The sequence below is a fragment of the Pseudomonas sp. LBUM1662 genome, from assembly GCF_059695915.1.
Map to the genome: position 1 here is coordinate 4,828,594 of NZ_CP166793.1, position 22,863 is coordinate 4,851,456.

General features: G+C 59.8%; 27 protein-coding genes. 13 read left to right on the top strand and 14 right to left on the bottom strand.

All coding sequences use genetic code 11. The annotated features are described in order from the left end of the window. Positions 1-31 precede the first annotated feature (31 nt). From ACA049_RS21765 to ACA049_RS21780, 4 genes are all read left to right on the top strand, one after another. On the top strand, positions 32-988 hold the full coding sequence (locus tag ACA049_RS21765) for a LysR family transcriptional regulator (RefSeq protein ID WP_497329754.1): 957 nt from the start codon (positions 32-34) through the stop codon (positions 986-988). Positions 989-1,057: 69 nt separating this feature from the next. After that, on the top strand, positions 1,058-1,519 hold the full coding sequence (locus ACA049_RS21770) for a MarR family winged helix-turn-helix transcriptional regulator (protein ID WP_094468368.1): 462 nt from the start codon (positions 1,058-1,060) through the stop codon (positions 1,517-1,519). Positions 1,520-1,866: 347 nt separating this feature from the next. Then, positions 1,867-2,286, top strand: a complete 420-nt coding sequence (locus ACA049_RS21775; protein WP_010461312.1) for an organic hydroperoxide resistance protein — start codon at positions 1,867-1,869, stop codon at positions 2,284-2,286. Positions 2,287-2,319: 33 nt separating this feature from the next. Further along, a complete protein-coding gene (locus ACA049_RS21780; RefSeq protein WP_497329756.1) occupies positions 2,320-3,333 on the top strand; it encodes an alpha/beta hydrolase in 1,014 nt (337 codons plus the stop codon). Positions 3,334-3,507: 174 nt separating this feature from the next. Here the strand turns inward: ACA049_RS21780 and ACA049_RS21785 are convergent, their stop codons facing one another. Both ACA049_RS21785 and earP read right to left on the bottom strand, forming a co-directional pair. Further along, the gene (locus tag ACA049_RS21785; RefSeq protein ID WP_007943632.1) at positions 3,508-4,077 is read right to left on the bottom strand and encodes an elongation factor P; all 570 of its coding nucleotides are present in this window, start codon (positions 4,075-4,077) and stop codon (positions 3,508-3,510) included. 48 nt (positions 4,078-4,125) lie between these two features. Beyond that, complete coding sequence (earP, locus tag ACA049_RS21790; protein ID WP_497329758.1) at positions 4,126-5,292, bottom strand: elongation factor P maturation arginine rhamnosyltransferase EarP; 1,167 nt, start codon at positions 5,290-5,292, stop codon at positions 4,126-4,128. Between the two features lie 124 nt (positions 5,293-5,416). Here earP and ACA049_RS21795 point away from each other — a divergent pair, with 124 nt between their 5' ends. Then, positions 5,417-5,827 carry a hypothetical protein gene (locus ACA049_RS21795; RefSeq protein WP_462028088.1) on the top strand — a complete coding sequence of 137 codons (411 nt, stop codon included), beginning with the start codon at positions 5,417-5,419 and terminating at the stop codon, positions 5,825-5,827. 2 nt (positions 5,828-5,829) lie between these two features. Next, positions 5,830-6,312: a GreA/GreB family elongation factor gene (locus ACA049_RS21800; RefSeq protein WP_497329760.1), complete on the top strand. Its 483-nt coding sequence runs from the start codon at positions 5,830-5,832 to the stop codon at positions 6,310-6,312. Between the two features lie 5 nt (positions 6,313-6,317). On the opposite strand, the gene cysB is transcribed toward ACA049_RS21800, so the two are convergent. The 5 genes from cysB to ACA049_RS21825 form a co-directional block, all read right to left on the bottom strand. Then, positions 6,318-7,292 carry an HTH-type transcriptional regulator CysB gene (cysB, locus tag ACA049_RS21805; protein ID WP_008148549.1) on the bottom strand — a complete coding sequence of 325 codons (975 nt, stop codon included), beginning with the start codon at positions 7,290-7,292 and terminating at the stop codon, positions 6,318-6,320. A 114-nt stretch (positions 7,293-7,406) separates the two neighbouring features. Continuing rightward, complete coding sequence (locus tag ACA049_RS21810; protein WP_497329762.1) at positions 7,407-7,910, bottom strand: universal stress protein; 504 nt, start codon at positions 7,908-7,910, stop codon at positions 7,407-7,409. 95 nt (positions 7,911-8,005) lie between these two features. After that, entirely contained in the window at positions 8,006-8,911 is a 906-nt protein-coding gene (locus ACA049_RS21815) for a 5'-nucleotidase (protein ID WP_461975464.1), read from the bottom strand. 25 nt (positions 8,912-8,936) lie between these two features. Beyond that, on the bottom strand, positions 8,937-9,893 hold the full coding sequence (locus ACA049_RS21820; RefSeq protein ID WP_497329764.1) for a putative 2-dehydropantoate 2-reductase: 957 nt from the start codon (positions 9,891-9,893) through the stop codon (positions 8,937-8,939). Beyond that, positions 9,890-10,276: a thioredoxin family protein gene (locus ACA049_RS21825; protein ID WP_497329766.1), complete on the bottom strand. Its 387-nt coding sequence runs from the start codon at positions 10,274-10,276 to the stop codon at positions 9,890-9,892. Before ACA049_RS21825 ends, ACA049_RS21820 begins: the two co-directional genes overlap by 4 nt. Here ACA049_RS21825 and ACA049_RS21830 point away from each other — a divergent pair. After that, entirely contained in the window at positions 10,275-10,718 is a 444-nt protein-coding gene (locus ACA049_RS21830) for a PilZ domain-containing protein (protein ID WP_497304367.1), read from the top strand. The two genes, ACA049_RS21825 and ACA049_RS21830, sit on opposite strands and share 2 nt — an antisense overlap. A gap of 161 nt (positions 10,719-10,879) precedes the next feature. Then, positions 10,880-11,956 (top strand): 3-deoxy-7-phosphoheptulonate synthase, encoded by a 1,077-nt coding sequence (locus tag ACA049_RS21835; RefSeq protein ID WP_017339811.1) that lies wholly within the window; start codon positions 10,880-10,882, stop codon positions 11,954-11,956. Between the two features lie 71 nt (positions 11,957-12,027). On the opposite strand, the gene ACA049_RS21840 is transcribed toward ACA049_RS21835, so the two are convergent. Then, positions 12,028-12,315, bottom strand: a complete 288-nt coding sequence (locus tag ACA049_RS21840) for a GNAT family N-acetyltransferase (protein ID WP_109633645.1) — start codon at positions 12,313-12,315, stop codon at positions 12,028-12,030. A 641-nt stretch (positions 12,316-12,956) separates the two neighbouring features. On the opposite strand from ACA049_RS21840, the gene oprI reads away from it, so the two are divergent. Continuing rightward, entirely contained in the window at positions 12,957-13,208 is a 252-nt protein-coding gene (gene oprI / locus ACA049_RS21845; protein ID WP_003172710.1) for an outer membrane lipoprotei OprI, read from the top strand. 123 nt (positions 13,209-13,331) lie between these two features. Here the strand turns inward: oprI and ACA049_RS21850 are convergent, their stop codons facing one another. The 3 genes from ACA049_RS21850 to ACA049_RS21860 all read right to left on the bottom strand — a co-directional run bounded on the left by ACA049_RS21850 (position 13,332) and on the right by ACA049_RS21860 (position 15,361). Then, positions 13,332-14,303, bottom strand: a complete 972-nt coding sequence (locus ACA049_RS21850) for a L,D-transpeptidase family protein (protein ID WP_219095320.1) — start codon at positions 14,301-14,303, stop codon at positions 13,332-13,334. A gap of 102 nt (positions 14,304-14,405) precedes the next feature. Beyond that, the gene (locus ACA049_RS21855) at positions 14,406-14,699 is read right to left on the bottom strand and encodes a hypothetical protein (protein WP_003226812.1); all 294 of its coding nucleotides are present in this window, start codon (positions 14,697-14,699) and stop codon (positions 14,406-14,408) included. Between the two features lie 56 nt (positions 14,700-14,755). Further along, positions 14,756-15,361, bottom strand: a complete 606-nt coding sequence (locus ACA049_RS21860) for an arylesterase (protein ID WP_497329768.1) — start codon at positions 15,359-15,361, stop codon at positions 14,756-14,758. A gap of 10 nt (positions 15,362-15,371) precedes the next feature. Here ACA049_RS21860 and ACA049_RS21865 point away from each other — a divergent pair, with 10 nt between their 5' ends. From ACA049_RS21865 to greB, 3 genes are read left to right on the top strand one after another with little or no spacing between them, the layout of a single operon-like run. Beyond that, a complete protein-coding gene (locus tag ACA049_RS21865; RefSeq protein ID WP_109633656.1) occupies positions 15,372-16,055 on the top strand; it encodes an ABC transporter ATP-binding protein in 684 nt (227 codons plus the stop codon). Continuing rightward, on the top strand, positions 16,055-18,559 hold the full coding sequence (locus ACA049_RS21870; protein WP_497329770.1) for an ABC transporter permease: 2,505 nt from the start codon (positions 16,055-16,057) through the stop codon (positions 18,557-18,559). The genes ACA049_RS21865 and ACA049_RS21870 overlap by 1 nt, the downstream gene beginning before the upstream one ends. Before the next feature lie 34 nt (positions 18,560-18,593). Beyond that, the gene (gene greB / locus ACA049_RS21875) at positions 18,594-19,091 is read left to right on the top strand and encodes a transcription elongation factor GreB (protein ID WP_497329772.1); all 498 of its coding nucleotides are present in this window, start codon (positions 18,594-18,596) and stop codon (positions 19,089-19,091) included. A 3-nt stretch (positions 19,092-19,094) separates the two neighbouring features. Here the strand turns inward: greB and ACA049_RS21880 are convergent, their stop codons facing one another. The 3 genes from ACA049_RS21880 to ACA049_RS21890 all read right to left on the bottom strand — a co-directional run bounded on the left by ACA049_RS21880 (position 19,095) and on the right by ACA049_RS21890 (position 21,611). Next, positions 19,095-19,403: a class I SAM-dependent methyltransferase gene (locus ACA049_RS21880; RefSeq protein WP_497329774.1), complete on the bottom strand. Its 309-nt coding sequence runs from the start codon at positions 19,401-19,403 to the stop codon at positions 19,095-19,097. Between the two features lie 248 nt (positions 19,404-19,651). Further along, positions 19,652-20,086, bottom strand: coding sequence for a DoxX family protein (locus tag ACA049_RS21885; RefSeq protein ID WP_497329776.1), 435 nt, complete (start codon positions 20,084-20,086; stop codon positions 19,652-19,654). 103 nt (positions 20,087-20,189) lie between these two features. Continuing rightward, a complete protein-coding gene (locus tag ACA049_RS21890; RefSeq protein WP_497329778.1) occupies positions 20,190-21,611 on the bottom strand; it encodes an MltF family protein in 1,422 nt (473 codons plus the stop codon). 235 nt (positions 21,612-21,846) lie between these two features. On the opposite strand from ACA049_RS21890, the gene ACA049_RS21895 reads away from it, so the two are divergent. Next, on the top strand, positions 21,847-22,656 hold the full coding sequence (locus ACA049_RS21895) for a TatD family hydrolase (RefSeq protein WP_497329780.1): 810 nt from the start codon (positions 21,847-21,849) through the stop codon (positions 22,654-22,656). The last annotated feature ends 207 nt before the right edge of the window (positions 22,657-22,863 follow it).

Below are 22,863 nucleotides of genomic sequence, written 5' to 3' on the forward strand. Positions count from 1 at the left end.
TATGCCAACTTCGCATAAGCGCTGACACACCATGAACCCCAATCAATTGACCGAACAACTCGGACTGTTCCTCGATGTGCTGGAAACCGGAAGCTTTTCCGCTGCGTCCCGCCGGCATCCGCTGACGCCTTCGGCCGTGGCGCGGCGCATCGACAGCCTGGAAAGTGCGGTCGGTAGCCAGCTCTTCATCCGCAGCACCCACGCCGTGCGCGCGACGCCCGCAGGCCTTGCGTTTGCCGAGCGGGCGCGGCGGATTGTGACGGAATTGCGCTTGGCTCGGGCTGAAGCGGTGTCCCTGAGCAGCGCGCCGGAAGGCTTGATCCGCATCGATGCGCCAGCGGCGTTCGGCCGACGGCATCTGGCGCCGGTGATTGCCGACTTCCTGATGCTCTACCCCGGCCTCGACGTGCAATTGCATTTGATCGACAGTTTTGTCGACATGCAGGGGTTGAATCTGGGCAAGGTTGACCTGGTGCTGCGCGCCGGGCAAATGGCCGACACAAGGCTGGTGGCCACGCCGCTGGCGAGTATGGTGCGCATTGCCTGCGCCAGCCCCGAGTACCTGAAACGTCGTGGCGTCCCGACCGAACCCGCGCAGTTGATCGAACATGACGGCCTCGACTGGGACGGCCTGGCGCCACCTTTCGCCTGGCGCTTTGAACGCGACGGGCACATGCACTTGCATCGCCCGGCGCGCATCCGCATGAGTGCCAACAATGCCGAGGCACTGGCCTGCGGTGCATTGGCCGGACTGGGCATCGCGCATTTGCCGTCCTGGCTGGCCAGCGAGTACCTGTTACGCGGCGAGCTACTGCCGCTGTTTTGTGAAAACGGCCTGCCCCCCGCGGAATCCACCGGCATCTATGCGTTGCGACTGTCGCAACAACCCAATTCGCGCAGCCGCCTGCTTCTGGAATACCTGAAAACCCGCTTCAGCCCCATTCCACCGTGGGACCTGGCGCTGCAAAACACCCTGGACCGGCACTAGTCCAGAATTGTCTGGTGCATTAAAGATTCGTCCGCTAGATTCATGACGATCACTGACCAAGGCTTTGAAATGACCACCGAGCGCAACACCCCGGATAACTGCGATGACCTGCTGCTGGATAATCAGGCTTGCTTCGCCCTGCATTCCACCTCGCTGCTGATGACCAAGGTGTACAAGCCGCTGCTGCAAGCGCTGGGCCTGACCTACCCGCAGTATCTGGCGATGATGGTGTTGTGGGAGCGTGACGGGCTGACTGTAGGCGAAATCAGCACGCGACTGCTGACAGACCCCGGCTCACTGACACCCTTGCTCAAACGCCTGGAGGCCGAGGGATTGCTCAGCCGCACTCGCAGCCGTGAGGATGAACGGGTGGTGATTGTCGAGCTGACCGAACAGGGGCGCGCATTGCGGGAGAAGGCGCGTGGTATTCCCCAATGCATCCTCGGTGCAAGCGGAATGACACTTGAGCGGCTGCAGAAACTTCAAGCGGAGCTGCAAGCGCTGCGCAGCCATCTCCAAGACAGCCTTTAACCTTCAAACCACTTAGATCCCCTGTGGGAGCGGGCTTGCTCGCGAAGGCGGTGCGTCAGTCGACAAAAATGTTGCCTGATCCATCGCTTTCGCGAGCAAGCCCGCTCCCACATTTATTTTGCAGTGTTACTGCCGACCCCCGTTTCTTCCTTCGAAAAAAATTTCCGCTGAAAAATCCTGCCGCGACTGCTCTAAATCAATACCTCCAACCCGCGCTTCCTTCCAATCCAAAACTTTTTCAAAAATTTATCTTGCGCGCTAAATATTCGCGCGATACATTCATCTCGCACTTACTTAGCGCGCAAACATTTAGCGCAAACAAATCAGACCCGAACGAGGCTAACACCATGCAAACTCTCTACACCGCAATCGCAACCTCCACTGGCGGCCGTGACGGTCGTGCGGTTTCCAGTGACAACATCCTCGACGTCAAACTCGCTACCCCGAAAGAACTCGGTGGTGCCGGCGGCGCAGCGACCAACCCTGAGCAACTGTTTGCAGCCGGCTACTCCGCCTGCTTCATCGGCGCGCTGAAATTCGTCGCCAGCCAGACCAAACGCAGCATCCCGAACGACGCGTCGATCACCGCCCATGTCGGCATCGGCCAAATCCCTGGCGGCTTCGGTCTGGACATCGACTTGCACATCAGCCTACCGGGCCTTGAACAAGCCGACGCGCAAAGCCTGGTCGAGGCGGCCCACCAAGTCTGCCCGTACTCGAACGCGACCCGTGGCAACGTCGATGTGCGTCTGCACGTGACCGTCTAACCGCTGACTACCCGGCCCGAACAGGAAACGAACATGAACACTTTCAGCAAAGTCTTGACCGGTACCCTTCTCGCTTTATCCATCAGCAACGCGTTTGCAGGCGATGGGGTTGAACACAACACCCAGGCGTTCCTCGATGTGCTGAATGCCGGCACTGGCAAACCGATGGAGCAACTCACTCCCAAAGAAGCCCGCGCCGTATTGGTGGGTGCTCAAGCCGGGGTGAAACTGACACTGCCAAAAGCCGATGTCAGCGAGAAGACCATTCAAGTCGACGGCCAACCGCTCAGCCTGACCATCGTCCGGCCGGCCGGGGTCAAAGGCGAGCTGCCGGTGTTCATGTTCTTCCACGGCGGAGGCTGGGTGCTGGGAGACTTCCCGACCCACGAACGTCTGGTTCGCGACCTGGTGACGGGCTCGGGTGCGGCGGCGGTGTTCGTCAATTACACCCCGTCGCCGGAAGCGCATTACCCGGTGGCGATCAATCAGGCATACGCGGCGACGAAATGGGTGGCCGAGCACGGTAAAGAGATCAACGTCGACGGTAAACGCCTGGCCGTGGCCGGCAACAGCGTCGGTGGCAACATGGCGGCCGTGGTTGCGCTGATGGCTAAAGACAAGGGCACGCCGGCGATCAAGTTCCAGGTATTGCTGTGGCCGGTGACCGATGCGAACTTCGAAACAGCGTCGTATAACCAGTTTGCCGAGGGGCACTTCCTCACCAGAAACATGATGAAGTGGTTCTGGGACAACTACACCACCGACGCCAAGCAGCGTAACGAGATCTACGCCTCACCGCTGCGGGCCACCACCGCGCAATTGAAAGGCTTGCCGCCTGCGCTGGTGCAGACGGCCGGTGCCGATGTGTTGCGCGATGAGGGTGAAGCTTATGCGCGCAAGCTGGATGAGGCTGGCGTGCCGGTTACGTCGGTTCGTTACAACGGCATGATCCATGACTACGGTTTGCTCAACGTGGTGAGCCAGGTTCCAGCAGTACGCTCCGCGATGCTGCAGGCCTCTGAAGAATTGAAGCAGTATTTGAAATAACACCGCCCCCTGTAGGAGCGAGGCTTGCCGCGAAGGCGGCCTGTCATTCAACATCATTGTCGACTGACACGACGCCTTCGCGGGCAAGCCTCGCTCCTACAGGGACAGTGTGTTTCAGACAGCCACAAAAAAGCCCGACTCAATGGTCGGGCTTTTTCATTCCTCAAGCGGTGCTTATTTAGCACGGCCTTTGTAGGAACCGCCTTCGCGGGTATCGATCTCGATCATGTCGCCGATTTCGATGAAATCAGCAACCGACAGCTCGGTACCGTTCTTCAGTTTGGCAGGCTTCATCACCTTGCCGGAAGTGTCGCCGCGAGCGGAACCTTCGGTGTAGTCAACCTGACGCACGATGGTGGTCGGCAGCTCTACGGAAACCAGACGCTCTTCGAAGAAGATCGCTTCGCAAACATCGGTCATGCCTTCTTCAACGAAAGGCAGAACGGCTTCGATGTCTTCAGCGTTCAGCTCGTACATGGTGTAGTCGGTGGTGTCCATGAACGTGTAGGTGTCGCCGCTGATGAAGGACAGGGTCGCTTCTTTGCGGTCGAGGATTACGTCGTCCAGTTTGTCGTCGGCGCTGTAAACGATCTCGGTCTTGTAACCGGTCAGCAGGTTTTTCAGCTTGGTCTTCATGATCGCGCTGTTACGACCGGATTTGGTGAATTCAGCTTTCTGAACCAGCCAAGGATCGTTTTCGAGACGGATCACGGTACCGGGTTTCAGTTCTTTACCAGTTTTCATTGCGAATATCCGAATTTGGATGGGATTTACAAAAATCTAGGCCGCGTATCATATCCAATTTACATAAAACTGTACCAGCGCTGCGGCAAGATCGGCCTGCAAGGCCTGTTCCAGACACCACGCCTCGGCGTGTTTTTGCAGCTCCGGCCAGTGTTTGCGGGTGGCCAGCCAGTGGTCGGACATATTAAGGCCTGCATTCCACGCACGCCAAAGACCGCTGATCGCCTCTCGGGCAGGCTCGGACAGGCCTTGGGTGTACAGCGTGAGGAAGGCGTCGAGCTTGTCCAGATGGATATCTTCGTCCTGCTGATAGATGTGCCAGAGCAGCGGCCGCCCTGCCCATTGCGCGCGGACAAAGGAATCTTCGCCGCGCACGGCGTTGAAATCGCAGCACCAGAGCAGGTGGTCGTACTGATCCTGTCGGACGAACGGCAGGACTTGCACGGTCAGTTCGCCGCGCACGTGTAACGCGCCGGCCGTCAGTTGACCGACGCCGAGCCAGCGCTCGACATCCCCGAGAATCCGGCTTTCGGGCACCAGTAGATGCGTGGGATTCGAATCGGCGGCCATCACGTCCAGCCAACTGGCCAATCCGCTATTTTCGTAAGCAAACAACGAGATCAGTTGAGCGTTCGGTGCACGATCAATCCCCAGGCCTTGCAGGAATTCTCGCTGGGCTTCGGGGTTTTGCTGAAACTGCCTGCGACGGTCAAGCAATCCACTTTCACGCAGCAAGCCACCCGTGCCTTTCTGAAATCCCGGAAAGAAGAAGTACTTCTGCACGCTCTTGTACTTCACCGACGGCAAACCGTGACAGCCGATCACCCAGTCTTCGGCGCTCAAGTAGTCGAGGTTCATCCACAGCGGCGGCTTTTCCCGCGAGGCCATGGCGTCCATGTAGGCGCTCGGCAACTGGCAGGCGAACGCAGCGATCACGACATCGGCAGCTTCAGCGGGTTGCCATTCAGCGGCCCACTGACGCACCTCGACACCCTGCTGCCATTGCTGCGCGGCGCTGATGTCGATCTCAGGACAGATACGTTCGAAGGCCCGCAGGTCATCGACCCACAAGCGCACCGTCACGGCATGTTCGGCCACCAGCTGTCGGGCCAGGCGCCAGGTCACGCCGATGTCGCCAAAGTTGTCGACCACGGTGCAAAAAATATCCCAGCGCCAGCGGTTTTTCACTTGAGGCACTTGAGGCAATTCAGGCATTCCAGGCTCCCGTTGGCAAAGGCGCCGATTGTCCGCATAAATTACCTCGCGCAGAAGAGCCGACGGCGATTAATCTTCGTGCGACAATCGCCACTCGCCCGCGACCACCCGCCAGGAGGCAGCCATGCCCTACCGTCCCAACCCGCGCCGCCCGTTGCCGATTCAGCTCAATGCGCTGCAATTGACCGGCAGCATTGCCCTCGGTCTGTGGCTTGGATTCCTCGCAATCGCGCTGACTTGCTGGCTCGCCTCGCGCCTGCTGTTCAGCGAGCAACTCGCGCCCGTCGCCGCCGCGGTGGAGCAACTGGCCAAGCCGCCGGTGGTGGTGCAACCGGTGCCGGACATCCCGCCGCAGAGCCCGCTGTTCGAACAGTACGAAGAGAACCTGCGCAAGAACGAGCAGCAACAACGAATGGATCAGGCTCGCAGCACCAGCCGCAATCTGTCCAATCCGAAATGCCAGTTCTGGCTGCAACAGGACCAGACCGCGCCGAGCGAAAAAAGCCGCGCCAACGTCCTGCAATTCTGCGACTGATCATGAATAAGCAAACCGTCCACCAGTTGATTATCGACAAGCTTCGGATCGATCTCGACATCGCCGAGCGTGCCGCGCAGACCGCTTACGAAACCGCGACCCACGAAGAAAACATCGCCGAAAACAAGTACGACACCCTGGGCCTGGAGGCGTCTTATCTCGCGGCCGGACAGGCCAAACGCGTGGAAGAAATCAGGCAGTCACTGACGCTGTGCCAGAACCTGACCTTGCGTCCTTATGACGAACAACGCGGCATCGAAGTCGGCGCCCTGCTCGGTCTGGAGGACGAAAAGGGTCGTGAGCAATGGCTATTTCTGGCCCCGGACGCGGCGGGTCTGAAAGTCGACATGGTGGGTCAAATGATCACCGTCATCACCCCTCGCTCGCCGCTGGGCAAAAGCCTGCTGGGCAAGTTCGAAGGGGACGAAGTGGAGATTCTGGTGGCGGGCGCTCGGCAACAGTTTGCTGTCACCGAGGTGATTTAAGCGGATTAATGGACCGGCAGTTCGACGCCGTCGAACAGCTCTTCCAGTTCCTGCTTGTTGTGGCACTGAATGGCCTTGGCCATGACTTCACGGGTCAGGTGCGGCGCGAACTTCTCGATGAAGTCGCACATGAAACCACGCAGGAAGGTGCCGCGACGGAAACCGATTTTGGTGATGCTGGATTCGAACAAGTCGCTGGCATCGAGCATGACCAGGTCGCTGTCGAGTTTGGCATCGACCGCCATTTTCGCCACGATGCCCACGCCCAGTCCCAGGCGAACATAAGTCTTGATCACGTCGGCGTCGGCGGCGGTGAACACCACTTTCGGTGTCAGGCCACGATGGCTGAAGGCTTCGTCGAGTTTTGAACGGCCGGTGAAACCGAACACGTAGGTCACGATCGGGTATTCGGCCAAGGCTTCGAGGGTCAGCTTTGACAGCTTGGTCAGCGGATGACCCTGGGGCACGACCACGCAGCGGTTCCAGCGGTAGCACGGCATCATCACCAGGTCACCGAACAATTCCAGCGCTTCGGTGGCGATGGCGAAATCCACGGTGCCGTCAGCGGCCATTTCGGCGATTTGCATCGGCGAACCCTGGTGCATGTGCAGGGCAACATCCGGGTACTGCTTGATGAAATTGCTGATCACCGGCGGCAAGGCATAACGTGCCTGAGTGTGCGTGGTGGCGATCGACAGGGTGCCTTTCTTCTCGTTGGAGAATTCCTGGGCGATCTGCTTGATGCTTTCAACCTTGCGCAGGATCTCACCGGCGGTGGTGATGATGCGCTCGCCGGCCGGAGTGACGCGGGTCAGGTGCTTGCCGCTGCGGGCAAAAACCTCGACGCCCAATTCGTCTTCCAGCAGGCGGATCTGTTTACTGATGCCCGGTTGCGAGGTGTAAAGGCTTTGGGCTGTAGCGGAAACGTTGAGGTCGTGGTGCGCCACTTCCCAGATGTAGCGCAGTTGTTGAAGCTTCATATGAATCCCTCAAAGCAAGGTAGACGCCACGGGCATCAGCGACGGTATATAACTATATTAATGGTTTGAAGAATAAATCTAGAACTTTTTTGTCAAATTGCCACTATTCGTGTTCTAGCGATCCCCTTGGCGACGACGTTCAACTAGTGGCACCAGATAAACCGGTACCCGAGACAGTTGCAACACCCGCGCAGCGGTCCTGCCCAGAGGCGTTTCCGCGCCAGCACCATGGCTATGACTACCTACGATCAACAAATCCACGGAGAGTTTCTGCGCCTGGTCGAGAATCACCTGCGACGGGTCGCCTTGCAGCACCCGCACCGCTTGAATCCGCTCCAGGTCCTGCTCCCCTTCATCCCCCAACTCTTCACGAAAGCTGTCGAGTACCCGCTGCTCGATATTGGCGATCACCGTACTCAGGCCCTGACTGTGAAACTCGTTCAAGGCCTGCTCGTCGAGATAACTCTGAAGCACCGATTCGGCAAACAGGCCCATCGGTTCAACCGCGTGCACCACATACAAGTCGGCATTGAATGTCCGCGCCAACGCCAGGGCATGCTGCATCACCAACGGTGCATACAGACCGAGGTCAGTGGCATACAGCATCGAACGAATCATATGACCTCCTCGCGTGCCAACATGGCGGAGATTTGATTCAGCTTAGCAGTGCCTAGGCGAGTACGACGGCCCGCGTAACGCGTTGAACCGTGGGCTTAAACCTTTTGCTCGTTGCTTATGCCATGCGGCACGTGACCGGTGGCGACCACTTCGCGAGCCAGCTCGCAATGGCCGGCCTGATCGTCGAAAAACACGTCGGCGGCAAACGCTTCGAGAAACGCCGACTTGGTCAGGCCGCCCAGAAACAGCGACTCGTCCAGTCGAATATCCCACTCGCGCAGCGTACGGATCACCCGCTCATGGGCCGGCGCCGACCGTGCCGTCACCAGGGCGGTGCGGATCGGACAAGCGTCATCGGGAAACTCGCGTTGCAACAGATTCAGGGCGGCGAGGAAGCCTTTGAACGGCCCTCCGCGCAAAGGCTCCCGGGCCGATTCACGCTCGCTGGCCTGAAACGCTTCCAGGCCGCCGGACTGATAGATACGCTCGGACTCGTCGGAAAACAGCACCGCATCACCGTCGAACGCAATGCGCAATTCATCGCTGGCTGCACGGCTGGCACCGCCCGACAAAATGGTGGCTGCGGCGAACCCGGCGTCCAGCGCGCTGCGCACGTCTTCGGCGTGGGTGGAGAGAAACAGATCGCAGCCAAAGGCCTTGAGGTACGGATAGGGACTGCGTCCGCCGACAAACGCCGCACGGGAAATCGCCAGGCCGTAATGATCAATCGAGTTGAATACGCGCAGGCCGGTGTCAGCGCTGTTGCGCGACACCAGGATCACCTCGACCCGGGCGCGACCGAGGCTCGCGTTCAGGTTCAGGAGTTTTTCCACCAAGGGAAACGCATCCCCGGGCTCGAGGATTTCGTCTTCGTGTTCAATCTGATATTGCCGGTAGGCCTCGACGCCGCTCGACAGATAGACCTTGTGACTTTCGCTCAGGTCGAACAGCGCTCGCGACGAAATCGCCAGCACCAGTTTGTCGTCAATCGTCTTTGCCATGCCCTTCCCCCTCAGGTTGATCGACTTATGTGTTGCGTCGATCGATAAAACTCAAGCTGCGATACAAGGCTTCGATTCGCGGCAATTCACACCCCGCCGCTTTGGCCGCCGCCAGAGGCCGCGCATAAATCGCCTGCAATTCCAGCGGTCGTTTGTGCAGGAAATCGTGGTACATGCTCGGCCAATAGTCGGGCATTTTCTCGGTCACCTTGAACAGATGTTCGGCATACCCGGCCGGAATGTCGTGACCGCAGGCGATGCCCCCCTGAACCACTTCGGCCATCAGCGCCTGTATCAGTTCCCGGCTGTCGACATCGGCCATTAACGGCGTGGTGCTGGCCCCGAGCAGAACCGAGAGGCCGTTGTAAGGGATATTCCAAACCAGTTTTTGCCAGCGTGCCTGGTGCAGGTTCGGCATGGCCTGGGAGTCGATGCCGGCCGCGCGGAACAATCCGGCGCCCTCCTCGACAATCGCCATTCGCGTCGGTTGATCGGCTGCCGGACCGCTGTGGTAGCCGACATTCACCGCACCGAGTGCTTGATGGGTAATGACGCCAGGCCCTTCGCGATGGACGCAGATAAAACACAGCCCGCCGAGCAAGTGCAGGGAATCGGGAAGCAACTCACGCAAGCTGTCTTCGACGTCCAGGCCATTTTGCAGGAGCAGGACTTTGGCATTCGGCGCGGCGGCCTGGATGATGGCGGGCGCCAGGTCCGCGTTGCTGGTGGTTTTCGCACCGACCAGCAACCAGTCACAAGGCGGCATGTCTTCGGCCGACGAATAGGCCTGGACCGGATTCAATGTCAGCGCACCGTGCACCGCGCTGTCGACTTGCAACCCGCGTTCGGCCACCGCTGCAAATTCACTGCGCAACAAAAAGTGCACATCAAAACAGGCTCGCGCCAGCATCACCCCGTAGAACCCGCCGATCGCGCCGGTTCCGATAATACCGATGGTCGGTTTGGCAACTGCCCCCATCATGGCAACTCCTCTGCATGTCGACTGAGCGCCTGGCGCACGGCTTCGTTGAGCCCGGTGCTGGTCAGGCGCGACTGTACTGGCCCGAAAAATTCGCCGTCGCGCACCACAAACAGCGCCGGCAAATGAAAAACCTGATAACGCTCGACCACACCGCCATTGTCCCCGGCATCGATCCAGCACAGCCGGTCGATCGCCAGTTCGAGCCGTGGCAATTGCTCACGGGCAAATCGGCAACTGGCACAGCCGACACTGGTGAAAATCACCAGCGACACACCGCTCATCGTCAGCAGCCGTTGGTCGGCGTCGAAATCGGTCAGTTCCAATTCGACCACTATACTGGGGGAAACAATGTCAAATGGCCGACACATGGAGTCTGTGTTCATGGGACGTTTTCTACCTCACCCTGACGATGTGCCCGTCGAATTAACGTTGCTCAAGCATGAGTGCATTTCGCGGCAACGGCTGCACACTATCAGCCTCGGCGGCATGGCTTGCAATTACCACCGCGCCTGGCGCCACGGTACGGCGCTGGAAGTGCGCATGCCAACCTTGAATCCGGATTTGCGCTATCTGGGCTATGTGGCCTGGTGCCTGCGACGCAAGCGCGGCTATCTGGTGGGCATTGCCTTCGTCGACGAACAGATGCTGTTCAGTGCGCGAATGGGCGAGCAGGTTTGCCAGATCGAACGTTATTGCCGCCTGCGTGACGCACACGAAGACCTGCAAGATATTCAGGCCCTGGCCCTCGACTGGGTCCAACAGCATGCCGACGAGTTCTCTCACGACACGGTTCGCAAGGCATTTGCACAGCCTGCGCTGGGTTAGGCGACGTTCCCAATTAGTGAGAATGCCTCTAAAACCGGTGTCTGCCCATTGTCGAGCAGGCGCGTAACGCGCTAAGGTTCGGCTCCCCGACGCGCTTAATTTGCTGTGCTCCGCCGCGCGGGTTCGCTGGCGGCCGGCACCCGTGACCTGACGAGTAAACGATGGCTGATTTACCGATCAACGACCTAAACGTCGCCTCCAACGAGACCCTGATCACTCCCGATCAGCTCAAGCGTGATATCCCTCTGAGCGATGCTGCCCTGCGCACCGTCACCAAGGGTCGCGAAGTCATTCGCAACATTCTTGATGGCACCGACCACCGCCTGTTCGTCGTGATCGGGCCTTGCTCGATCCACGACATCAAGGCGGCCCACGAATACGCCGAGCGCCTGAAAGTGCTCGCCGCCGAAGTGTCCGATACCCTGTATCTGGTCATGCGCGTGTATTTCGAGAAGCCACGCACCACGGTCGGCTGGAAAGGCTTGATCAACGACCCGTACCTGGACGACTCCTTCAAGATTCAGGACGGTCTGCACATCGGTCGTCAGTTGCTGCTGGACCTGGCCGAGATGGGCCTGCCGACCGCCACCGAAGCCCTCGATCCGATCTCCCCGCAATACTTGCAGGACCTGATCAGCTGGTCGGCCATCGGCGCGCGCACCACCGAATCCCAGACTCACCGTGAAATGGCCTCCGGCCTGTCCTCGGCCGTCGGCTTCAAGAACGGCACCGATGGCGGCCTGACGGTGGCGATCAACGCCCTGCAGTCGGTTTCCAGCCCGCACCGTTTCCTGGGCATCAACCAGGAAGGTGGCGTGTCGATCGTCACCACCAAGGGCAACGCCTACGGTCACGTGGTATTGCGCGGCGGCAACGGCAAGCCGAACTACGATTCGGTCAGCGTCGCGCTCTGCGAGCAAGCGCTGAACAAGGCGAAGATCAAGCCGAACATCATGGTCGATTGCAGCCACGCCAACTCCAACAAGGACCCGGCCCTGCAACCGCTGGTGATGGAGAACGTCGCCAACCAGATCCTCGAAGGCAACCAGTCGATCATCGGCCTGATGGTCGAGAGTCACCTGAACTGGGGCTGCCAGGCTATCCCGAAAGACCTCGCCGACCTGCAATACGGCGTGTCGATCACCGATGCCTGCATCGACTGGTCTGCGACCGAAAACACCTTGCGCAGCATGCACGCCAAGCTCAAGGATGTACTGCCGAAACGCGCTCGCACCTGATCACGTTTTGCCAGACAAAAAAACGCCGGGCTTAAACCCGGCGTTTTTTTATGCGTTCGTTTCTTCGAGCGTTACTGGCTCAGCTTGGCAGCATGCCGCTGGTGGCGCTCCATGTAGCGCTCGACGTAGGAGCACGATGGAATGACGGTGTAACCCATTTCTTCAGCGTACTGCAGCGCCTGCTCGGTCAATGCCGCCGCGATGCCGCGACCACGCAACGCGTTGGGCACGAAGGTGCGATAGATATCCAGGGTCTGTTTCCCCAGATCCATATAGGTCAGGTAGGCACGATGACCGTCCACACTGGTCTCGAACTGATGACCAGCCTGGTCATGGTGGATGGACAACGCCTCGCTCATCACTACTCCTCGCGGGTCTTGAATTCTGACCCCTACCTTACCGATGTTTTTCCGGCGAAGGAACATCTACGCCACCCCGTGCCTGAATGGACAACGAGAAGAGCTGCACCGATCTCGCGCAACCTGGCACGTATCAAATAGTAGGCACCATTGGCAGAAATGCTCAAGGTACGCTCGTCATTGCGCTCAGGTGGCGGGTGCTGCTCCGGGTGACGCAGGGACGGCTCGACCGAAGATATCCGCGGGTCGATAGCCTGAACATTGCCGGATGTTGAGACTTAAGACGAACGCGCGCTCTTAAAGTCACCATCAAGATGGATAAAGATTATGAGAGCCACGGCGCAGAATCCGAACAAAAGTATGGACGAATCCATATAGACAGACTTTAGCCAAGATTGAGAAAAACAGCGGTGAGTGCACGGAACTTTTTTTCGGCGGCTCGCTCAGCTCGGGCCTCCCAGCTGGATATTTTTTAAACAATGCAGTTAAAAGTTGCTCGAAAAAGAATCAACGCCTACAATTTTTTTGCTTCTTGCTACACGTCAGTTTACTTACTAGAAGTAATGGGTAGTATGTACGCCGGCTATTTCCTCACTCTGAGGAGACAGCTACTTAATAGAAAGTCCTTGAAGGGGAACACGATGAACAACGTTCTGAAATTCTCTGCTCTGGCTCTGGCCGCAGTTCTGGCTACCGGTTGCAGCAGCGTATCGAAAGAAACCGAAGCACGTCTGACTGCTACTGAAGACGCAGCTGCTCGCTCCCAGGCTCGTGCAGACGAAGCTTACCGTAAAGCTGATGAAGCTCTGGCTGCTGCTCAAAAAGCACAACAGACTGCTGACGAAGCTAACGAGCGTGCTCTGCGCATGCTGGAAAAAGCTAGCCGCAAGTAATAGTCCTTCGGGATTGTTATCAAGCCGACCCATTTATGGGTCGGCTTTTTTATTGCCTGGTGTTTCCTGCCGGCAATAAAAAACCCGCCGGCGCGGCCTGCGTCGGCGGGTTCTTTTCAAGCCTTACTGCAGTGGGTCGATCGGCGCACTCGTCACCATCGGCGCGGAAGTGTTCGGCACGCCGATTTCCACCGGCAGGCCATCTTCGGCGGCAACGACGTCGCGGACCACGTCCCAGTTCATGCGCAGGTTATTGGTGATGTCCTCACGCTTGAGCATCGCGTTGATCACCGCTGTGTGCTTGTCGACCACAGAAGGGTTGCCCTTGTCGTCCAGTGGGGTGTGCGCTTCCAGATACACCTTGCCGCCACTGACGCCGAATTTGTACGGATCGCTGAGGATGCGTACCGACGTACCGACCGGCACCATGCCCGCCATTTCCAGCACGTTGTTGTTGAACATGCGGAAGCAGCCGTGGCTGGTGCGCATGCCGATGCCGAACTTCTTGTTCGAACCGTGGATCAGGTAGCCCGGCGTGCCGAGTGTGAACTTGAACGGCCCCAGCGGGTTATCCGGGCCGGCCGGCACAACGTTCGGCAGCGGATCGCCATCAGCGGCGTGTTCGGCCTTGATCGACGCTGGAGGGGTCCAGGTCGGGTTCGGCGTCTTGGCAATGATGCTGGTGTGGGCAATCGGCGAGCCCCAGCCTTCACGACCGATACCCAGCGGGAAGGTGTACACCACGTTCCGGCCTTTCGGGTAGTAGTAGAGGCGGTACTCGGCCAGGTTGATGACAATACCTTCACGCGGGCCCGGCGGCAGGATGAAGCGCGTCGGCAGGACGATCTCGGTGCCTGCGCCCGGCAACCATGGATCGACGCCAGGGTTGGCCGCAACCATCTCCGAGTAACCCAGATCGTAAGTGGTGCCGAGGTCGGCGAAGGTGTCTTCGTACTTGGCCTTGATCACTTGCACCTGGCCGACGATGTCTTCACCGGGCGGTGGCAGGGGCAGCTCCAATGCGGCTACGGGGCCCGCCACACAAAGGGCGGCAAGAGACAGGCAGCGGGTGACGGCAGGAAAACGCGGCAACATCCGGAAAATCCTTCGCATGATCGACAAGGGTATAAAAACGCGATTGTACACCGGCCTCCGGAATTTCGGGGAGTTGGCCGATAGCAAGCTATCTTTGACGCTTTACAGCTCGAATCGCAATTCTGGCCAGATCGGCGAGGTGCCGCGTTTCTGCGATTCGAGGATGGCCCGGCACAGCGAACACAGGCGCTGGTCCTGGAATACCCGGCGGTCGACACTCGACCAGCGCGGTTGCGCGGGCAGCAGGCTGCCGCACAAGGTTCGATCGGCCGAACCGCCCAGTTCCAGCTGACGAGTCACCAGATGCACCCGCACTTCCTGGCAGGCGAACAGATCCAGCTGTTCGTCAGGCTCGATCAGTTGGTAGGCAAAAAGGGACCAGGCAGGACGCGGCATCGGGGGCTCCAAATCGGGGGCGCCACCTTAGCCGAAACACCGCCGCTAGAAAAGCGTCAAAGCAGCGGTTTCAGTGTCGGCCAGACATTTTCCAGCAACTTGTCCTGAGCGCCCGCAGCCGGGTGCAATCCGTCGGCCTGCATCAGGTCAGGATGGCCGCCCACGCCGTCGAGAAAAAACGGCACCAGCGGGATGTTTTTCTCCTCGGCCAGCGCGCTATAGACCTTCGCAAAGGCCTCGGTGTAACGAACGCCGTAGTTGGGTGGCAACTGCATGCCGAGCAAAAGCACCTTGGCGCCACTGTTCCTGGAGCTGTCGATCATCGACGCAAGGTTTTGTTGCAAATTAGCTGGGGGCATTCCGCGCAGGCCGTCATTGCCTCCCAACTCGAGGATCACCAGCTCAGGCTTATGCTCTGCAAGCAGCGCGGGCAGGCGCGCCTGGCCTCCGGCACTGGTGTCGCCACTGATGGAGGCGTTGACCACCTTATCGTCGAAACCTTCGCGCTTGAGCCGTTGCTCAAGCAACGAGACCCACCCCAAGCGGGTATCCAGGCCGAAACCGGCGCTGATACTATCGCCAACGATCAGGACTGTACCCGCCGCTGCGTTCTGGGCCATGCACATCAAGGCCAGGCCAGCACTCAAAAACCACACTCGCATCGGATTCTCCATGGGCGCAAGCATTCTCACCGCGAAGAACCTCAGCAAAGTGGTTCCCAGCGCGGAAGGTGAACTGACTATCCTGCACGAACTCAGCCTGGAACTGAACAAGGGTGACAGCCTGGCCATCGTCGGCGCCTCCGGTTCCGGCAAATCCACCCTCCTGGGCCTGCTCGCCGGCCTCGACCTGCCGAGCAGCGGTGAAGTCACCCTCGCCGGCCAGGGCCTGAGCAATCTCGATGAAGACCAGCGCGCGCGCATTCGGGCCGAGCATGTGGGTTTTGTGTTTCAGTCCTTTCAACTGCTCGACAGCCTCAACGCGCTGGAAAACGTCATGCTGCCGCTGGAACTTGATGGCCGCAAAGACGCCCGCGAGCGTGCGACTCAATTGCTCCAGCGCGTCGGCCTCGGCCAGCGCCTGACCCACTCGCCGCGCCAGCTCTCCGGTGGCGAACAACAGCGCGTGGCGATTGCCCGTGCGTTTGCCGCCGAACCCGATGTGCTGTTCGCCGACGAACCCACCGGCAACCTCGACAGCCACACCGGCGAGCGCATCAGCGACTTGCTGTTCGAACTCAACCAGGAACGCGGCACGACCCTGGTGCTGGTGACCCACGACGAACGCCTGGCACATCGCTGCCGGCGCCTGATCCGCCTTGAAGCCGGCCTGCTGGTCGCCCCTCTGGAGCCTTGATGGCACGCCTGCCGCTGTTGCGCCTGTTCAGCCTTGCCATCCGCCAACTCCTGCGCGATGCCCGTGCCGGTGAGCTGCGCGTGTTGTTCTTCGCCCTGGTGGTCGCCGTGGCGGCGAGTACCGCCATCGGCTACTTCGGCGCCCGTCTGAATGGCGCCATGATGTTGCGCGCCACTGAGTTTCTCGGCGCCGACCTGTTGCTTGAAGGCAGCTCTCCCGCGCGGCCGGAACAGATCAAAAGCGGCACGGAACTGGGACTCGAACACGCTCAAGTGGTGGAGTTCTCCAGTGTCATCGCCACCGACAACGGCATTCAGCTGTCCAGCATCAAGGCAGCCGACGACGTTTATCCACTGCGAGGCGAACTGAAAAGCGCGCCGGCCCCCTTCGCCCCGGAGGAAACGGGTGGTGGACCAAAACCGGGTGAAGCCTGGGTCGAAGCGCGACTGCTGACCGCGCTCGACCTGAAGATCGGCGACAGCATCGATGTCGGCCTGCGCACTCTGAAACTGGCGCGCGTCCTGACCTACGAACCGGACCGTGCCGGCAATTTCTACAGCTTGACACCGCGGGTGCTGATCAACCTCAGCGACCTCGCTGCGACCGGCGTGGTGCAACCGGGCAGCCGGGTCAGTTACCGCGAACTTTGGCGCGGCAAAGCCGAGGCGCTGGAAACCTACCGTCAACTGATCAAACCCGGCCTGGCTGCCAACCAGCGCATACAGGATGCTCGCGACGGTAACCGGCAGATCGGCGGCGCCCTGGGCAAGGCCGAGCGTTACTTGAACATGGCCAGTCTGGTGGCGGTTCTGCTGTCCGGCGTGGCTGTGGCGCTGTCGGCGACGCGCTTCGCCACCCGCCGCTTCGATGCCAGTGCCTTGCTGCGTTGCCTGGGCCTGTCGCGCCGGGAAACCATGGTGCTGTTCAGTTTGCAACTGACGGTGCTCGGCCTGCTCGCCAGCCTCGGCGGCGCCCTCCTCGGCTGGCTCGCACAGCTGGGATTGTTCGCGTTGCTGCATGATTTGTTGCCGACCGATGTGCCTCCGGGCGGCCTGTTTCCCGCCATCGCCGGGATCGGCACCGGACTGGTGGCCTTGGCCGGTTTTGCCCTGCCACCCCTGGCCGCTCTCGGTCGAGTGCCACCGCTGCGGGTTTTGCGTCGGGACATGCTGCCGATTCCGTCCAGCACCTGGATGGTCTATGGCGCCGCCTTGGGCGCCCTCGGTCTGATCATGTGGCGTCTGAGCCTCGACCTGGTGCTGACCTTCGCCCTACTCGGTGGCGGCGTGATCGCGGCGGTCATCCTCGGCGGCCTGCTGTTGCTGCTGCTCAAAAGCCTGCGGCGGATGCTGGCGCGCGCTTCATTGCCCTGGCGCCTCGGGCTGGGTCAATTGCTGCGTCATCCCCTGGCGGCAGCGGGGCAAGCCCTGGCCTTCGGCTTGATCCTGTTGTCCATGGCGCTGATCGCATTGCTGCGTGGCGAATTGCTCGACACTTGGCAGAACCAGCTGCCGAAAAATGCGCCGAACTATTTCGCCCTGAACATTCTGCCCGCCGACAAACAGGCCTTCACCGATCGCCTGATCGAACTGTCCGCCCAATCGGCGCCGCTGTACCCGGTGGTGCCAGGACGACTGATCAGCATTAACGGCGAGCCAGTTCAGGAGATCGTCAGCAAGGATTCGGCGGGTGACCGGGCGATCCAGCGCGACTTGAGCCTGACCTGGGCGGCGGACCTGCCGGCGGGCAACAAACTCACGGCGGGCAACTGGTGGAGCGAACAGCCAGCCGATGACATTCCTGGCGTGTCGGTGGAAGGCAAGGTTGCCGAGAGCCTGAAGCTCAAACTCGGCGATCACATGGTCTTTACCGTCGGCGGGGTCAATCGCGAAGCGAAGGTCACCAGTCTGCGGGAGATCAACTGGGACAATTTCCAGCCGAACTTCTTCATGATTTTCCAGCCCGGCACGTTGAAGGATTTGCCGGCGACCTACCTGACCAGTTTCTATCTGGCGGCGGGTCACGATCAGCAAATTGTCGACCTGTCCCGCGCGTTCCCGGCGGTGACCATCCTGCAAGTCGAAGCCTTGCTGGAGCAGCTGCGCAGCATCCTCGCTCAGGTGACGCTGGCGGTGGAGTATGTGCTGTTGTTTGTCTTGGCGGCGGGGATGGCGGTGTTGTTCTCGGGCTTGCAGGCGACCCTCGATGAACGCATTCGCCAGGGTGCGTTGCTGCGAGCGCTGGGGGCCGAACGGCAGTTGCTGGTCAAGGCGCGGCGGATCGAGTTCGGTTTGCTCGGCGCAGTCAGCGGATTGTTGGCGGCACTCGGTTCGGAATTGGTGAGCCTGGTGCTCTACCGCTATGCCTTCGACCTGCCGTGGCATCCGCATCCGTGGCTGTTGGTGTTGCCGTTGATTGGCGCGGTGCTGATCGGCGCCGCCGGTGTGTTCGGTACCCGTCGTGCGCTGAACGCCAGCCCCCTGACAGTGTTGCGCGAGGGTTGATAGACTCAAGGCCTTTCCCTCACAAGAAGTTGCCATGAGCCGTTATCGCCCTCCCCGCACCGCTGGCACCGCGCTGATCACCCCCGAAGGTGAAGCGCGGATGCGGGCCGAGTTCCATGATCTCTGGCATGTCCGTCGGCCTCAGGTGACGCAATCGGTCAGCGAGGCGGCGGCCCAGGGTGATCGCTCGGAGAACGCCGAATACACCTACGGCAAAAAGATGCTGCGCGAAATCGACAGTCGCGTGCGCTTTCTCACCAAACGGCTCGAAGCACTGAAGGTTGTCAGCGAGAAGCCCAGCGACCCGAACAAGGTTTACTTCGGCGCCTGGGTCACCATCGAGGATGAAGACGGCAAAGAATCACGCTACCGCATTGTCGGGCCGGATGAGCTGGATTTGAAACTGGGCCTGATCAGCATCGACTCGCCGCTCGCTCGTGCGCTCATTGGCAAGGCGCTGGACGCCGAGGTTCGGGTCCAGACACCGACCGGTGAGCAGTGCGTGTACATCGTTGCGATCGAGTATCTCTAAGCCTCAGCGGCGTGTAATCAGACCTTGCCGGGCAACCCGGGTCAGTTGCTTGATCACTTGCGGCGCGTCTTCAATGCTGGGCGATTGAATCACCGCCAGATCAAAACTGTCGCTGGCAAATCGCGCCAGTGATTCACCGTCTTCGACAAACTGGATCAGGAACGCTGCGGGGCCGCCGGTACGACGTGGCCAGCCATCGAGATAACGCAGGAGCGTCGGCTGATGTTTTCCGCCAAGCAGGATTTTTGGATTGCGCTGGGTGAGGTGTGCCGTGATCGGCGCGGGGCGTACAACGGGGCTTAGTGCATTCATTGGGTCGTGTCTCTGCCTCAAAAGTCTGCATGGCAGGTGAGAGGCAACACCGAACCAGCGCTTTAGCGGTATTTCGAAGCCTGTTTCAAGCTTCTATCGGCAACTGGATAAGTCACCTGGCGCCCCGCAAGTAGCTGTTTAAATCGGCGCATGAGCAGCATCCTAGAGAAGCTGACCGGACAGTGTCAAGAATGACGCGCAACAAAAAAGGCCCGCGCAATGCGGGCCTTTTCGTTGAGCCAGAGCGGTCAGTCAGCGATCGCGCGGTCTACCGACAGTTTGCCGGCGCCCTCGATCAGTACCGCGATGCTGCCGCCGAGCAAGGCCAGGGCGAATTCATAACCGTTGTTGGACATGAACAGGCCATGGCTGATGTGCACGGTGAAAATGGCGACCAGCGACAGAAAGGTCAGACCCAGCGCTGCCGGACGTGCCAGCAGACCGATGATCAGTGCCAGACCGCCGAAGAACTCGGTACCACCGGACAGAATCGCCATCAGGTGACCCGGTGCCAGACCCAGGCTTTCCATGTACTGCGCGGTGCCGGCAATGCCGTAACCACCGAACATGCCAAAGAGTTTCTGCGCGCCGTGAGCAGCGAAGATGATGCCGACGAAGATCCGCAGAACCGTCAAGCCGTAGCCAGCGCGGGTAAACAGTACCTTGTTGATCAGTGAGCTCATGCTGTGTCATCCATTGTGATTGTGTGTTGGTTGGCCGCTATATTAATCGATAAACCAAATGTTAAAAGCGCATTTTTTGCGACATAACGATCAGTTTAGTCGATCATTTGCGTGAGGCGACTTTCTGCCCCTGGGGCTCCAACGACTCCCTTTCACGATCGAACGCCAAGTAATACTTGTTCACGCTATTAACATAGCTGACGGCGCCCATTCCCACCTGCTCCATGGCGATGCGCTCGACCTGGAAGAACCACTGATTGGGATTCAAGCCGCGCCGCCGGGCTTCGGCGCGCATGCCCTGAACCCGTTCCGGCCCCATGTTGTAGGCCGCCAGCACAAACGCCATGCGCTCACGCTCGTTGAGTTTGGGGCTGGCGAAAAACTTGCGTCGGATCATCGCCAGGTACTTGGCGCCGGCCTGAACATTGGCGTCGAGGTTCTGAATGTTGTTGACCCCAACGCGTTGGGCGGCGGACGGAGTGATCTGCATCAGTCCAGTGGGGCCGCTGCCGCTGCGGGCATTGGGTTGCAGGGCCGACTCTTTAAAGGCCAGCGCCGCCAGGTTCAGCCAGTCCATGCCTTGGGCATCCGCGTGCTTTTGCAGCACCGGACGAAGTTTTTCCAGACGCTGCCGGTCGGCCTTGGCCAAGGGATAGTGCACTTGATACAGGCGTCGATAGATGCGCAGGAACGCTGCGTCCTGGTCCGACGGTTTCTTGTAGGTGGTCAGGAAGCGGTCAATGCTCGCGCGCAGCATCGAGGCGTCGCGGCGCACGAACCAGAACTCCTCGCCCGGCTCACTGATCGGCACTTGTTTATCGAAGCGCAACTTAGGCAGGATCTTGCCCCAGCGCTCGGCAATCGGTTGCTCGACGATGGTCAGGTGAAAGATCCCGCCCTGGACCATTTCCAGCACATCCTCGACCGCCAGACTGGGGTCGACCCATTCGATCTTCACCGGCGCCAGTTTGTGCAGGGCGAGCTTTGAATTGATCTGACTGACCGCGTCCCCGGCCGCACTGCCGGTGGGCAGCGCCAGGGTTTTACCCGAGAGTTGTTCGACGCGGGTGTAACGGCGTTCTCCCTTGATCCCCACCAGCACCAGCGGGATGTTGCTGGCAATCGGTTCGCTGCTGCTGACGGCATGGCCCGGTTGCAAATCGAGCAGTTCCCCCGGCGCCACCAGGTCACCCTCCCCGCGCTGCAAGGCACCGAGCAGTTGATCCTTGCCTTTGGGAATGATCTTGAGAGTGATTTCCTGACAGTCACGGGCGTGACCGTTGAGGTATTGCTCGAAGGCGCGCAGGCGGTGGTATTCGACACCGATGGCCTGCCCCTGGACTTCGCCGGAGCTGTTGCGGCTCTGGTTGACCAGCACCCGCAATACACGGCTGCTGCGAATCTCCGCCAGGTCACGGACCTTGGCCGCCGGCACGGCTTGCAGCGGGCCGGCCAGACGTGCGACCGCCGGCATCGGCAGCAGCAACGAACAACACAGCAGTAGCAACATCGAGGGACGTGTCATCCACTCTCCGGAAAGAATACTGGGCCGACCTCACGATTTTTCATGAAATCGAACGACAGAAACAGAGCGCCTTGAGCGCTGGCAAAGCGCGAAAGAGTGGCACACTGATGGCACATTCACCACCCCGGCTTGTCTCGCGGCATCAACAGACAGCTTTAACCCGTTGTAGTTCTTGGCTTTTCTTATAAATCTACAGCTCTGATATGCTTTCCGGCCTTTGGTCCGAGGTAGCACCATGCAACTCATCGATATCGGCGTCAACCTGACCAACCCCAGTTTTTCGGATAAACACCAGGCCGTACTCGATCGCGCGTACGCCGCGGGGGTCTGCCAATTGGTCCTGACCGGCACCAGTGTCGAAGGCAGCGAGCAGGCGCTGGAACTGTGCCGGCAGCTCGACGAATCAGCTCAGCGGCTGTTCGCCACCGCGGGCATTCACCCTCATTCGGCCAGCGACTGGAACACTGATAGCGCTCGGCAACTGCACAGTTTGCTCAAGGAACCCAATGTGGTGGCGGTGGGCGAATGCGGGCTGGATTTCAATCGCGATTTCTCGCCGCGCCCACAGCAGGAAAAAGTCCTCGAAGAACACCTGGCGCTGGCGGTCGACCTGCAATTGCCGGTATTCCTCCACGAGCGCGATGCCAGTCAGCGGCTGCTGGAAATCCTCCGTGATTACCGCGATCAACTGCCGGCCGCGGTGGTGCATTGCTTCACCGGGGAAAAGAAGGCGCTGTTCAGTTACCTCGATCTGGATTTGCACATCGGCATCACCGGCTGGATCTGCGACGAGCGCCGGGGCACGCACCTGCATCCGCTGGTGAAAGAGATCAAGCGCGGACGCTTGATGCTGGAGAGCGATGCGCCGTATCTGCTGCCGCGCAGCTTGCGGCCCAAGCCGAAAAACGGTCGCAATGAACCGGCGTATTTGACGGAAGTGCTGCGCGAGGTGGCGTTGCATCGAGGCGAAACGGAAGAGAATCTGGCTGCCCACACCACTGCCTGTGCACGGGCGTTCTACGGCCTGCCCTCCATCTCCCAATAATCACAAATCCCCCTGTGGGAGCGGGCTTGCTCGCGAAGGCGGTGGAACAGTCAATGTAGATGTCGACTGATTCACCGCTTTCGCGAGCAAGCCCGCTCCCACATTGAATGTGTGGTCGTCCTTTGATCCACATCAAGTCCAGAATCCCTGCATAGCGGCACAATGCTGGCACCTTGCCAATGCTGTTTCCGCTATCAGAGAAAACCT

What these genes read in the sequence shown, in the direction of transcription:
- ACA049_RS21765 (WP_497329754.1), top strand. Translation starts at nt 32, where the DNA reads ATGAACCCCAATCAATTGACCGAACAACTCGGACTGTTCCTCGATGTG.
- ACA049_RS21770 (WP_094468368.1), top strand. Translation starts at nt 1,058, where the DNA reads ATGACCACCGAGCGCAACACCCCGGATAACTGCGATGACCTGCTGCTG.
- ACA049_RS21775 (WP_010461312.1), top strand. Translation starts at nt 1,867, where the DNA reads ATGCAAACTCTCTACACCGCAATCGCAACCTCCACTGGCGGCCGTGAC.
- ACA049_RS21780 (WP_497329756.1), top strand. Translation starts at nt 2,320, where the DNA reads ATGAACACTTTCAGCAAAGTCTTGACCGGTACCCTTCTCGCTTTATCC.
- ACA049_RS21785 (WP_007943632.1), bottom strand. Translation starts at nt 4,077, where the DNA reads ATGAAAACTGGTAAAGAACTGAAACCCGGTACCGTGATCCGTCTCGAA.
- earP (WP_497329758.1), bottom strand. Translation starts at nt 5,292, where the DNA reads ATGCCTGAATTGCCTCAAGTGCCTCAAGTGAAAAACCGCTGGCGCTGG.
- ACA049_RS21795 (WP_462028088.1), top strand. Translation starts at nt 5,417, where the DNA reads ATGCCCTACCGTCCCAACCCGCGCCGCCCGTTGCCGATTCAGCTCAAT.
- ACA049_RS21800 (WP_497329760.1), top strand. Translation starts at nt 5,830, where the DNA reads ATGAATAAGCAAACCGTCCACCAGTTGATTATCGACAAGCTTCGGATC.
- cysB (WP_008148549.1), bottom strand. Translation starts at nt 7,292, where the DNA reads ATGAAGCTTCAACAACTGCGCTACATCTGGGAAGTGGCGCACCACGAC.
- ACA049_RS21810 (WP_497329762.1), bottom strand. Translation starts at nt 7,910, where the DNA reads ATGATTCGTTCGATGCTGTATGCCACTGACCTCGGTCTGTATGCACCG.
- ACA049_RS21815 (WP_461975464.1), bottom strand. Translation starts at nt 8,911, where the DNA reads ATGGCAAAGACGATTGACGACAAACTGGTGCTGGCGATTTCGTCGCGA.
- ACA049_RS21820 (WP_497329764.1), bottom strand. Translation starts at nt 9,893, where the DNA reads ATGATGGGGGCAGTTGCCAAACCGACCATCGGTATTATCGGAACCGGC.
- ACA049_RS21830 (WP_497304367.1), top strand. Translation starts at nt 10,275, where the DNA reads ATGGGACGTTTTCTACCTCACCCTGACGATGTGCCCGTCGAATTAACG.
- ACA049_RS21825 (WP_497329766.1), bottom strand. Translation starts at nt 10,276, where the DNA reads ATGAACACAGACTCCATGTGTCGGCCATTTGACATTGTTTCCCCCAGT.
- ACA049_RS21835 (WP_017339811.1), top strand. Translation starts at nt 10,880, where the DNA reads ATGGCTGATTTACCGATCAACGACCTAAACGTCGCCTCCAACGAGACC.
- ACA049_RS21840 (WP_109633645.1), bottom strand. Translation starts at nt 12,315, where the DNA reads ATGAGCGAGGCGTTGTCCATCCACCATGACCAGGCTGGTCATCAGTTC.
- oprI (WP_003172710.1), top strand. Translation starts at nt 12,957, where the DNA reads ATGAACAACGTTCTGAAATTCTCTGCTCTGGCTCTGGCCGCAGTTCTG.
- ACA049_RS21850 (WP_219095320.1), bottom strand. Translation starts at nt 14,303, where the DNA reads ATGTTGCCGCGTTTTCCTGCCGTCACCCGCTGCCTGTCTCTTGCCGCC.
- ACA049_RS21855 (WP_003226812.1), bottom strand. Translation starts at nt 14,699, where the DNA reads ATGCCGCGTCCTGCCTGGTCCCTTTTTGCCTACCAACTGATCGAGCCT.
- ACA049_RS21860 (WP_497329768.1), bottom strand. Translation starts at nt 15,361, where the DNA reads ATGCGAGTGTGGTTTTTGAGTGCTGGCCTGGCCTTGATGTGCATGGCC.
- ACA049_RS21865 (WP_109633656.1), top strand. Translation starts at nt 15,372, where the DNA reads ATGGGCGCAAGCATTCTCACCGCGAAGAACCTCAGCAAAGTGGTTCCC.
- ACA049_RS21870 (WP_497329770.1), top strand. Translation starts at nt 16,055, where the DNA reads ATGGCACGCCTGCCGCTGTTGCGCCTGTTCAGCCTTGCCATCCGCCAA.
- greB (WP_497329772.1), top strand. Translation starts at nt 18,594, where the DNA reads ATGAGCCGTTATCGCCCTCCCCGCACCGCTGGCACCGCGCTGATCACC.
- ACA049_RS21880 (WP_497329774.1), bottom strand. Translation starts at nt 19,403, where the DNA reads ATGAATGCACTAAGCCCCGTTGTACGCCCCGCGCCGATCACGGCACAC.
- ACA049_RS21885 (WP_497329776.1), bottom strand. Translation starts at nt 20,086, where the DNA reads ATGAGCTCACTGATCAACAAGGTACTGTTTACCCGCGCTGGCTACGGC.
- ACA049_RS21890 (WP_497329778.1), bottom strand. Translation starts at nt 21,611, where the DNA reads ATGACACGTCCCTCGATGTTGCTACTGCTGTGTTGTTCGTTGCTGCTG.
- ACA049_RS21895 (WP_497329780.1), top strand. Translation starts at nt 21,847, where the DNA reads ATGCAACTCATCGATATCGGCGTCAACCTGACCAACCCCAGTTTTTCG.